Origin of the sequence: Borrelia nietonii YOR, assembly GCF_023035795.1 — a bacterium.
In the GTDB taxonomy this organism is placed as follows: Bacteria; Spirochaetota; Spirochaetia; order Borreliales; family Borreliaceae; genus Borrelia; species Borrelia hermsii.
Window position 1 is genome coordinate 82609 of record NZ_CP073153.1, and the last position, 11331, is coordinate 93939.

Below are 11331 nucleotides of genomic sequence, written 5' to 3' on the forward strand. Positions count from 1 at the left end.
ATATCGACCCCTAACGCAAATTTACTTGAATTTATAAAAACTAAAGGAAAACTATTTGCCTCTGATCAAGCAACAATCATATCAAGATCAATCAATTCCATAATATCAAATACAAGACCATGCAGATTGCGGAGCATACTATTAAGCATAACGTTATGGTTAGCAAGAATACCTCCATTTAACGCCTTTACCACATCCTCTACAGTAGTCCTTGATGCAGCCAAGATCATACCATCCTTAACCCGAGGTATCAAATCTTTTATACCATCTATAAACTGAACTAGATACTGAGTAATTTTTTTAAGATCATCTGCATCTCTGGACTTAAGCATCTCTAATTTTGCGCTATTTAAGACCTCTTCAAAGAGAGTATGAATTGAATGTGCAATATGTATAAAACTGTTTAATAAATTAGCCACAGTTCTTGTATCTCTATCATGTATACTACTAAAATCCAATTTCTCAAATATTTGACCTAAGCTGCGAACAACTTCAACATCATACCCTAATGCCTCATAAATCCCTTCCAAATCTGATGGATAATAAATTTCATTTAATGCTCCCTTGAAATTAATATTTAATTGAGTCTCTTCAGGAACAAATGCAGTATGTTTATTTGCAAGTTCTTGTTTAAATCCCATTAATACTTTACCAAGTTCATCAAAAGCTGGATTTATTGCATTCATATATTTCTCCTTTTTTACACATACCACCTACAGCAGATCATATGTAATAATCAAAATAATTATTATCTATATTTAATCTGCAGAATGTAACCTCTTAACGCAGATTTTTCTTTAACTTCCAAAAACTAAAGGAATAATACGAATAATACTCTAAGCAACTTACTATAGAAGGTCAACTAATTCTATGATATCAAATAGAAGATAATGAATATTTCGCATCCCCCTATTAAGCCTTGCATCTGCACTAGAGATAACTCTATTTAGTTCCTTTAATATGTTATCTTCATTAGTCTTTGATGCAGCAGATACTATAACAGACTTAAGCTGGGGCATTAAATCTTTTATAGCATCTATAAACTGAACTAGATATTGAGTAATCTTTTTAAGATCACCTGCATCTCTGGATTTAAGCATCTCTAATTTTGCCTTATTTAAAACTTCTTCAAAGAGAGTATGAATTGAATGTGCAATATGCATTAAGCCATTTAATAAATTAGTAACAATTCTTGTATCTCTATCACCTATATTTCTGAAGTTCAACTCCGAAAACACTTTACCCAAGCTACGAATAACTTCAATATCATACCCTAATGCCTCATGAACTTCTTCCAAATCCGATGGATAATAAATTTCATTTAATGCTCCCTTAAAATTAATATTTAATTGCATCTCTTTGGGAGAAAATGCAGCTCGGTCATTTTCAAGTTCTTGTTTGAAATTCATTAATACCTTGCTTAGATCATTAAAGGCTGGATTTACTTCATTCATATATTTCTCCTTTTTACACACAGCACCTACTACTTTGTAATGTACTTACACTTAACATTAATTATACAACATAAATTATATTATTTAATTAACATTAAAATAAAAATATCAACCTTTAAACACAGAGACTCTCACTTACAAAACAACTTGAAGAATAATACTTTAAGTAACTAACTATAGAAGGTCAACTAACTCTATGATATCAAATAAAAGATAACAAATATTGCGCATCCCCCTATTAAGCTTTGCGTCCGGACTAGAGATAACTCTATTTAACTCTTTTAATATATCATTTTCATTAGTCTTTGATGCAGCAGATACTATAACAACCCTAACCTGCAACATCAAATCTTTTACCATCTCTATAAAATACACTAGATACTGAATAATTTTCTCAAGATCACTTGTATCTCTAAATTTAAGCATATCCAATTTTGTTTGATTTAAAATATCCCTAAAGATAATCTGAATTGAATATGCAACTCGCATTAAACCGTTTAGTAAATTAATAACAATCCTTGTATCCCTATCACCTACATGCTTGAGGTTTAACCTATCAAATATCCCTCCTAATTTACCAATAACTTCAGCATCATATCCTAACATCGTATAAACTTTATCCCGATCTGATTGATAATAAACGATATCCTCTAATGTTCCCTTGAAATTAATATTTAATTGAGCCTCTTTGAGAATAAATGCAGCACGTTCATTTTCAAGTTCTTCTCTGAACTCGACTAATATTTTTTGAAGCTCATTAAAAACTTGATCTCTCTTGGCCATAATTTCTCCTTTTTTTACACATACCACCTCCTACTAGAATATACATATTACACAATACCATTAATGTATTTACTTTAATCTTTAAAAACCATCATCTTCTTAAAGACCAGCTTAAAGCCAAATAAATAAAATTCGTTTACAAAAGGCAATTCCTGAAATAAAAAAAGATCTAAAGCCTAAGACATTTTCTACTTTAAAGAACCACAAACAAATCTAAACAATAATAATTAACTATCCCATTTAAATAAATCCCTCAACTTGTTTTCAATATTAAACACATTACCTACAAGCCTAGCTAAAATTTCCTTTGACAACTCGCCTGTATCATCAACAAGCGACTTTAAACAATTTATCATTACAGCTTTATCTCCCCTCTTTGCTGCTGTTACTTTGATGAAGCTTCTAATTTTAGACATCACCTCAACTCTTGCTTGAATAAACTGTTCTAAATCAGAAATAATATCATTAAGCACACTAACAAAACCTAACTCAATCATCAAACTATCCCTAATTCTAAGCAGGTTTTTCTTACTTAAATGCTTATGAAACAATATGACTGCCAAGTTTGTAATATCCGTTAACTGCTTTAAAATACGACTAGCAATATCAATATCACTAGTACTGCTCTTACCTTTTCTCAAATCTAATGTATTTAGTATTTCTCTAAGTCGCTCAATAACTTTAGAATCATTCCCTAACGTAATAGCAATACTACGCTTGGTAGCGTCTTCTTCAGCCTGTAATAATACCAAGGGATAAGATTGATCTTTAAATAATAAAGGGCCCTTTAGAGTAGCTGAGTCAATCTCATTTACAAGCTTGCTCCTATAACTATCGACCTTGAATTTGAGTTCATTGTAAGCCTTCTGTGCTTTTGGGCCCAATAATGACGACTCATATTCTGGTCTACACGCCACACACATTATTAGAAATAAACTTAAAATACTCATTATGCACAATACCACACACATTCTCTTCATATATATTCCCTTTTAACTCCACAACACCTGTATACCTTTCTATGAAATTACCGATTGTAGCAAATGTATTTTCATACTAAATTATAAACTAAATTTAACATCAACCACAACTTTTCTATTTTGATCACAATTTTTTAATAACTTTTTAACAGAAACAATAAATACACAAATAACCAATACTACTAAAGATGCACAAAACATACTCGTAAGATCACGTGTATTATTAAACCCACCAGTCTCTTGCAACTTGCAGGGTATTTACAGGATTACTTTGCTCTTAAAGCAAGCAAAAGATTGGTATTCCGTAACAAAAATGGCAAAGTATGCACTACCTGCATTTATTACTGAATTTACTATGCTCCCTTGCTTACTTGAACGTAATATTTAATTTCTAATCCCTTCATAATAATCTTCAACTTTAAATCCTGAACTAGGCTCTCACCATCAGTAATTTTTTTAAGCTTATTTGTCATAGCCACCCTATCACGCCATAGTGGTTCTGATTCCTCTATAGCTATCTTAATCTGAGACATCGCATTAGTCCTTAAATCAGACAATTCCTTGAAAGCATTATAAATTTTAGTAAGCTCTTCTGCAGACTTGATGCTGCCCAATTGCTCTAAACTAACATCATTTAAATGATCAACCACAACTTCTCTCATGTAATATGTAGTGTTATATAAAATGTCTAATAACTTAGCAACAATAGTTGCTGGTCTTGTGGAAAAATAAGTAGGAGCTGTTGCAGGAGTTATTGCTCTTACAATAATTTCCAGTTTTGCAATAAGATCAACATCATAACCCAAAGTATCATAAACTATGTCCTTTTCCTCCCAGTTACTAAATTTCGGAAATTTTTCAAAAAAAGGCATCTGAAAGTAATAACGGCCTCGTCTAAACCTAAATTGAGCAGTTCTAAATGCTTTACTGTACTGTTCTAGTTCATTTTTTAGTTTATCGTAAATTTGCTCTTTAGGAGTCTTTGTAGTAGATGTATTTTGAGAAGCATTATCAAATGTACCTTCTATATCAGTTGAGGATCTTGATATTCTCCTAGCACGGACTTTTTCAATGATATCACCTACAAATGAGCCAGCCTTTGCCTTATCCTGCAATGAACATCCCAAAACTAATCCCAATGCACACGAAATAATACATATCATTTTCATCTAAATTCTCCTATATCTGAACCGTAAAAAAGCTTCTATTCTCAAGGCACACACAGCTACAAAAAACAAAATACTAATATAAACTAATATAAATCTTTCTCATCTACCTCTTCATCTTTTCCATCAACAAACTCTTGAATTCCACGTCCTATTTGAATGATCCCTAAAATTAACTTACCAACCGGTCTTTCAAAACTAAGCATCTCAACAAACTCATTTAACATAGCCTCATTATCATTCTCAAACTTAGCTGCTTTCTTTATAACTATCTTAGATTGGGCAATGAATTTGCTCATTAAATCAGATAATATCTTAAGAGTATCATAAAGCTTAGTTAGATCTTCTTCTGATTTGATGAGACTTAATTGTTCCAAACTAACATCATTTAAATGATCAACTAAAACTGATTTGAAGTAATATGTAACCGCATACAAACGGTTTGATAAACAAAAAACAACACCTGATGCCGATTTCAGTTTGTCATCTAATTCCTGCAGGGTTATTTTACTCATCATTGTTTCTAACTTTCTAATAATATTAACATCATAACCCAAGGCAGCATAAATCATATCCCATTTCGCTTCGTTTAATTTTATAAATTTTTCAAAAATAGGAATACTAAATTGATGCTGGTCTTGTTTAAATTTAAACCGCACAGTCCTAAATGTTCTTCTGTACTCCTCTACTCTGTTTTTTAATTTTTCATAAATTTGCTCTACGGGAGTCTTTGTATCAGATGTACCACCAGATACATGATCAAATACACTATCTACATGGGTTAAACCCGATGTTGACCTATTAACACGGGCTCTTTTTACAACATCACTTACAAATGAACCGATCTTTGCCTCATCCCCCAATGAACACCCCATCATTAATTCCAAGGCACACAACATCACACACATCCTTTTCATCTAAATTCCCCTTTTTATATCTCTCCTGTAGAACACTTGCAATACGTATTAAGCAATATATTAAGCACCATATAGTATTAATACAATTAATACTGCAAATTAATCCCGCTATTTATACAGTAACATAAAATAACTAATAATTTATATAATGGTTTAATTAAATGGTATTAATTAAACATCTAATTAACTCTTTGGTTAATTTAATATACCCGTGTTTGAAAAACACTAAAACCCCCAAACACAACCCTCTCTCATTTCAAGACCTTACCCACGCAAAAAATTTTCATTTGCTATGGTTGTACTTGCACATTAACTAAATCTTCAATTGTTTTCGATATGGCCATCATCTTTCCAACTGCCTGCCTAATCTCCCCATTTTGATCAGTAATCTTTTTAAGTTCAGCTTCCATAGCCGCTTTACCAGGTTTTGCTGCTGCTTGTGAAATATACAGACACAACTTAGGGATCAAATTCTCTCTTAGTTGAATCAATGTTTCTAGATAAGTATCAATAGCAACAATATCCTCTGATAATACCGCATTATTAATCTTAATCTTATCTAGATTGAAAAAATTTAAATGATTATTCAGCACGATTTCTTTAACATAATATGTAACATTATATAAAATATCCAATAAATCAGAAGCGATTCTCTTATCTAGTCCACTTAAATAAGAAGGGACATTTGGATCTATCTTATTTACCAGTGTTTCTAATTTTCTAATAACTTTAATATCATACCCCAATGATGCGTAGACTATGTCCTTTTTTGCATCGCCATCAAATTTTGCAAATCGTTCAAAAAAAGGAATACTAAACTGATGTTTACCCTTAGCAAATTGAAAACTCATATCTAAAAATTTATTCTTAGACTCTCTAACTCTGCCTTCAAGTCCATCATAAGCTTCTTCTTTGGTTTTTGTCAAAACTGGCAAGTTCAATAATAAGTCTGTATCATCAGCTCCATTCTCTTTGTTTGGTGAAACTGATTGAACATCTTCAAGTTGCTCACCCTCTAAAGAAGATAGATCTTCTTTTGTAACTACTTGTACTTCTGAGAGTGCTAAATCTTCCAAAAGTCTTGAATTATGCTTTATATCTTGATTCCAATAGAACATTATGAACACAATAAATAATACTAACAATACTAACAATAACAGCATATCAAAATTTTTCATATATTCTCCTTTCTACAAAACAAAAATTACATAGCCATCACTATGTAGATAGATAGTACACACCAACATTTATCATTAAATACTGCAATACGCTTAATTTAAGAAACTAAATTTCTTAATACTCAAAATAGACATAAATATCTAATATCTATTTTGACTGACTTAAATAAACCTAACAAAATAGTTTTGTATTTGCATCAAAAAGGTACAAACACTTCAATTGCCCAATTCATACCCATACACTTAACTCTTATACGATTGTCCTTGTAAGAACAGTCGCAATCTCATAAAGATAAAGAATAAATAACAACCTTTATCTTTATCTTTCAAATAAATTACTTAATCCCTTAATCCCTTAATTTACATTAATCCACAAAGTATTTGTCTTCCACTAAATCGGCAATGAGACTTGCATGGTATTCCATAACCCTAAAATTTGAAGCAATAGATCCCCATTGCTCTCGATCCGCACTCCTCTCTAATATGTTTAACACACTTTCTTTATCTGTAAACTGTGGGCTTAAGCTATGTCGATCCATCTTGCGTCTCAAATCATACAACATGTTTATAGCTAATTCTCCAGCAACCTTCCATTCATTTAAAAATGTCTCTAGGTTCCAAGCAATGACAGAAAGAGTTGCAACATCGTAAACAAACGGATTTAAGCGTGATTCATGTAAATACTCATGCACAACTTTTGTAGCAAGATCTGATATTTGATCTAAAACCGATATAAATTTATTTGCAGCTCTTAAATCGCGGGAAGCAGGATCATCTAAATTTAACATACTTAATACTTTCATCAATATATATGGAGGTTCAATTTTATAGTGTAATGCCGCAAGAATGTTACGGTGCGTAACTAGATCATTTACTACCAAACTCATTTTATCTAAAGGATAGGTAACAGGCTCTCTAGTCATCCCACTAGTGAACTTAGAGTAATACTTTTTAGGATCAATAAATCTTTTGTGGTGATCTAACATAGATACTATATCAGCAATATCATATACTAAGTTACCCCTTCTTTGAGAACCTAAAACATCAATGCGCCTTGGCGCTGAACGTGACGGGCGGCTTGCAAAAATTTCCAAACGATCATCATCAAACAAACTTGTAACACCATCAGAACTGTATCCATCGTTATTGCTACCTTCTTGGGGTTTCAATCCTGATGACTGCTCACAAGCTACCACGCATAAACCAAATAAAATAATATAAATAAAATGAACTTTTTTCAAAATAAACTCCTTTGGTTAAAAATTAAAAATTACATAACAATACCACCACTATCATCAACTATTATAATGCTTTGATATTTGCCAATAATTAAAATTAAAATATAAATATTATGTCATTAAATTCTTTAACTAAACTAATATTAACTTATGGAAAGCTTAATATCTTTTTAAGATTAATTTAATACTAATTAATATGCAAGTTAAATAAATATATCAAGCTGCAGCTATATTTTGCTTGTGTTAAAAAATCAACCGCAAATCAAGTAAGCAAAAAATATAAAATTTACCTTAAGTACTAACAATTAAACTCAAATAAATAAAATTTATATTAAAGCACACTAAGTAAGTTATTAACTGAACATTGAATTATAGCTGCCTTTTGCTTCGTAAATTCAAATGCCAAGACAATATCTGTTTCAGGCCCCATAATTTTTTGCAAGACTTCCAACATGCCTTCTGCATGTCCTGCTCTTATTTTTACTCTTAATATTTCATTTTTAATCTTCTCTATAAATTGAGCCCTGGTTTGCATAAATTCATCTACATGATTATTAAGCTCAACAAGATTTTGTATAGACTTGCTTCTTGCAAGATCAGTTAAGCGCGGTCCATCTAAATACTCATTTGTAACCTGAATAGCTAAATTTGTAATACTACTTAAAGCAAATAATATATTATAACTTATATCTAACAACTGAGCCTGCGGCCCTTTTGATTTTGTGTCTTTTGCTTGCGGTGTTTCACTTAAGTTTAATGAACTAATTATTCTTCCTAAATGATTAATAACTTTAACATCATGTCCTAGAGAAGAATAAATATTTTGGACTAAAGCTGGACTAAGAAATTTCACAGACACTTCTTCAAAACGAGGCATTGATAATGCCTCTAGTTCAGTTCCCTTATCATCAATAACTGTTTTCCCGCCATTTTTTTTAATTTTTTTGTTAATCTCATCAATGTTAGCCTGAAATTTCCCTATTTCATTTACAATTTGTGCCCTATATCTAATTACGCTTTGTTTAAGTTGATCATAAACCCTATCTCTTTCTATTTGCTCATCCTTTGATAGTTCTGCTGGAGCTGCTATCAACGTTCCTTCTGCACATGGCAAAACTTGTGTTTTTACAATACCTGATGTCAAACCATTGCCCTGCCCTATTTGCTTGCGCTTATTAATTGAAATTGATCCTGGGCTTCCTATATTCCTTTTTTGGCGACCTGTTGATGATGGTTTACAAGTTACAATAAATAAAACCCAGTAACACACCAAATACAAAAACACTATATTAAACTTTTTCATGCCTCCTCCTTAAGCAAAGAATTATAAACTACATATCATTTACATATCATTAGCTAATACGTAACACATAATATATTCTAATATCATTATGATTTATATATCTATATTAATTTAAAATTAATTTAAAATCGACATAAATTACAATAATTTTTAATAACTTTAATAAAATATTACCAATAGGGAAATTAAAGTGTTAAACCAGTTTGATTCGTTTTTAAAGCAAATAACTAATAATGCACAAACTACGTTGGCTCACAATTTTAATCTCAAGAACACTTAAGCAAACGGCCTAGTTAACGACTCAATTTGGCTTGCTACGTTGTTTATAAAGTTAACTGAATGTTTAATCTCTCCACTCTCAGCAAAAATATTACTTAATTTATCCAATACATCTGGATCATTATTCATTTTTGCCTGCACTCTTTCTATCTCTTTTATAATCTTCAAAGTCACATCGTATCTTATTCTCATCACCTCATCTAGAAGAAAATTAATCTTAGTAATAACTCCCTCGCCCTTGCTCGCTATAATTTTAGTTAAACGTGATTCACTTAAATGCTCATTTAAAATTACTTTAACTGAATCTGTAGCATCCTTTAAAAGATCTAACAACTTAATGGCAACAGCAGTATCCTCATTATCAGTAGGGGGATCTTGTAAATCTAATTTACTAAATAACATCTCCAATTTCTTAATAATATTAAAATCATATCCAAGACTTGCATAAATGCCGTCCTGAGCATCACCATCCTCATTATCAAAGACTGATGATACTTTAAAGAAAGGAATATTAAATTGATAAGCAGCTTTTTTAAACTTAAGCTCTGCATCAGATAATGCCATTCTATATTCAGTTACTTTATCTGACAACTTACTGTAAGCCGCATCTCTTAATATCACTTCGGTCTTTGTTACAGCCATAGCTTGCATGATTTTCCCTGGTCCACAAGATATCAAGCTTAGTAACATACAAAGCATAAATCTCATTTTCATAAATCTATTCTCCCTTTTAAAAATTCATTCTCCCTTTTAAAATCAAAAACTACTTGAGTATCAAATAATAATAAGTACATTTTGATATTAAATACTATACAATAAGACCGCATTTATGCAATGCTTTTATGAAAAAAATCTTAGAAAATCTTAAAATTAACTAGAAAATTGCCTAAAAAAGTGCCCAAAAGACGCAAATTATAGCATACTTTCAGGCATATATAAACTAAAGGAGAATAACAAAGTAAAGGACAAAGTACTTCAAACCACATCTCACGTGCTTAAAAGAACTTAATAAAACACTAAAGAGTCAAACCCTCTTGCTACTTAAACATTATTAATTAACTTTGAAATCCTCCTAAACATTTTTTTACCAAACAAACATTTGCATTAAATCCCACCATAAATAACACTCTTTAACTTTTGCAAAAAAATTTGCCTTCCATCAGTCAGATCTATTGCTAACATCCGCCCCATAACTTGTGCGACTAAATCTTTTTCTCTAGCCGCAGCTTTTTTTAGATTAAAAATGATTATCGAAATAGTGCCTACATCTTTGTTTATGCTCATTCTATTTAAATTTGCATCACTTAGATGGCCATTAAGGATTTCATCAATTGGTTCTGTAATTTCCTTTAAAAGGTATAAAAAATCATAAGCAAGCTTTGTATCCCTAGTCGTGTGATCAAAGGTTAAAACCCCCGGGATTTTTACTAATCTGCCTATGACTGGAGCACCATGCCCCAATGCAGCATAAACATTAGTTCTGACATCTAGCAATTCAAAGACTGGCATAAATTTAATGAAAGGAATATTAAACTTAATATTAAACTTATGATTGTCTTTTTGAAAACCAAATGCCTTGGTAAATTTATCCCTATAAGTCCCTGCTGTTTCCTTAAATACACTATGATTTTTTTTTCTTGCATTAATCCCTAATTGAAGCTTATGGCGCGAACTATAAATATCAAACAACATGACTACAATAAGTGGAATAATAAACTCACAAAACATCACACACATTCTTTTCCCCAAACACTTCCTTTCAAAGACCACAATACAATTACATTAACAATGTTACAGCATACAATATATCTTGATATTTATTATTATATAATAAAATTACAATATGTGAAGCAGTTTAATTTAAAAAAATTACTACAAATAACATAAATTTACACATATTTCAACCACTCCCAACAAACAAACAAGCGCAATGCACTAAATAAGACCTTGCAGCAAGATTTACCTGTTCAAAAATAAATTAAGAAAAACTAAAAAAATATAGAAAAAAGATAAAAAAAGTGAAAAAAATATAG

General features: G+C 31.0%; 11 protein-coding genes. All 11 read right to left on the bottom strand.

The annotated features are described in order from the left end of the window. Positions 1-65: 65 nt before the first annotated feature. Positions 66-686 carry a hypothetical protein gene (locus bhYOR_RS05665; RefSeq protein ID WP_025400287.1) on the bottom strand — a complete coding sequence of 207 codons (621 nt, stop codon included), beginning with the start codon at positions 684-686 and terminating at the stop codon, positions 66-68. 162 nt (positions 687-848) lie between these two features. Further along, on the bottom strand, positions 849-1454 hold the full coding sequence (locus bhYOR_RS05670) for a hypothetical protein (RefSeq protein WP_025434206.1): 606 nt from the start codon (positions 1452-1454) through the stop codon (positions 849-851). Positions 1455-1628: 174 nt separating this feature from the next. After that, a complete protein-coding gene (locus bhYOR_RS05675; protein WP_025400289.1) occupies positions 1629-2237 on the bottom strand; it encodes a hypothetical protein in 609 nt (202 codons plus the stop codon). Between the two features lie 227 nt (positions 2238-2464). Beyond that, positions 2465-3217, bottom strand: coding sequence for a hypothetical protein (locus tag bhYOR_RS05680; RefSeq protein ID WP_155265600.1), 753 nt, complete (start codon positions 3215-3217; stop codon positions 2465-2467). A 353-nt stretch (positions 3218-3570) separates the two neighbouring features. Beyond that, on the bottom strand, positions 3571-4386 hold the full coding sequence (locus tag bhYOR_RS05685; RefSeq protein WP_025400291.1) for a hypothetical protein: 816 nt from the start codon (positions 4384-4386) through the stop codon (positions 3571-3573). Positions 4387-4469: 83 nt separating this feature from the next. After that, on the bottom strand, positions 4470-5300 hold the full coding sequence (locus tag bhYOR_RS05690) for a hypothetical protein (protein ID WP_025434208.1): 831 nt from the start codon (positions 5298-5300) through the stop codon (positions 4470-4472). Positions 5301-5590: 290 nt separating this feature from the next. Further along, positions 5591-6478, bottom strand: coding sequence for a hypothetical protein (locus bhYOR_RS05695; protein ID WP_025400293.1), 888 nt, complete (start codon positions 6476-6478; stop codon positions 5591-5593). A gap of 365 nt (positions 6479-6843) precedes the next feature. Continuing rightward, positions 6844-7719 carry a hypothetical protein gene (locus tag bhYOR_RS05700; RefSeq protein WP_025400294.1) on the bottom strand — a complete coding sequence of 292 codons (876 nt, stop codon included), beginning with the start codon at positions 7717-7719 and terminating at the stop codon, positions 6844-6846. Between the two features lie 328 nt (positions 7720-8047). After that, positions 8048-9019, bottom strand: a complete 972-nt coding sequence (locus tag bhYOR_RS05705) for a hypothetical protein (RefSeq protein ID WP_025400295.1) — start codon at positions 9017-9019, stop codon at positions 8048-8050. A 276-nt stretch (positions 9020-9295) separates the two neighbouring features. Continuing rightward, complete coding sequence (locus bhYOR_RS05710) at positions 9296-10012, bottom strand: hypothetical protein (protein WP_025400296.1); 717 nt, start codon at positions 10010-10012, stop codon at positions 9296-9298. 390 nt (positions 10013-10402) lie between these two features. Beyond that, positions 10403-11035, bottom strand: coding sequence for a hypothetical protein (locus bhYOR_RS05715; protein ID WP_247088471.1), 633 nt, complete (start codon positions 11033-11035; stop codon positions 10403-10405). Between the last annotated feature and the right edge of the window lie 296 nt (positions 11036-11331).

What these genes read in the sequence shown, in the direction of transcription:
- bhYOR_RS05695 (WP_025400293.1), bottom strand. Translation starts at nt 6,478, where the DNA reads ATGAAAAATTTTGATATGCTGTTATTGTTAGTATTGTTAGTATTATTT.
- bhYOR_RS05670 (WP_025434206.1), bottom strand. Translation starts at nt 1,454, where the DNA reads ATGAATGAAGTAAATCCAGCCTTTAATGATCTAAGCAAGGTATTAATG.
- bhYOR_RS05680 (WP_155265600.1), bottom strand. Translation starts at nt 3,217, where the DNA reads ATGAAGAGAATGTGTGTGGTATTGTGCATAATGAGTATTTTAAGTTTA.
- bhYOR_RS05675 (WP_025400289.1), bottom strand. Translation starts at nt 2,237, where the DNA reads ATGGCCAAGAGAGATCAAGTTTTTAATGAGCTTCAAAAAATATTAGTC.
- bhYOR_RS05705 (WP_025400295.1), bottom strand. Translation starts at nt 9,019, where the DNA reads ATGAAAAAGTTTAATATAGTGTTTTTGTATTTGGTGTGTTACTGGGTT.
- bhYOR_RS05710 (WP_025400296.1), bottom strand. Translation starts at nt 10,012, where the DNA reads ATGAAAATGAGATTTATGCTTTGTATGTTACTAAGCTTGATATCTTGT.
- bhYOR_RS05690 (WP_025434208.1), bottom strand. Translation starts at nt 5,300, where the DNA reads ATGAAAAGGATGTGTGTGATGTTGTGTGCCTTGGAATTAATGATGGGG.
- bhYOR_RS05715 (WP_247088471.1), bottom strand. Translation starts at nt 11,035, where the DNA reads ATGTGTGTGATGTTTTGTGAGTTTATTATTCCACTTATTGTAGTCATG.
- bhYOR_RS05685 (WP_025400291.1), bottom strand. Translation starts at nt 4,386, where the DNA reads ATGAAAATGATATGTATTATTTCGTGTGCATTGGGATTAGTTTTGGGA.
- bhYOR_RS05665 (WP_025400287.1), bottom strand. Translation starts at nt 686, where the DNA reads ATGAATGCAATAAATCCAGCTTTTGATGAACTTGGTAAAGTATTAATG.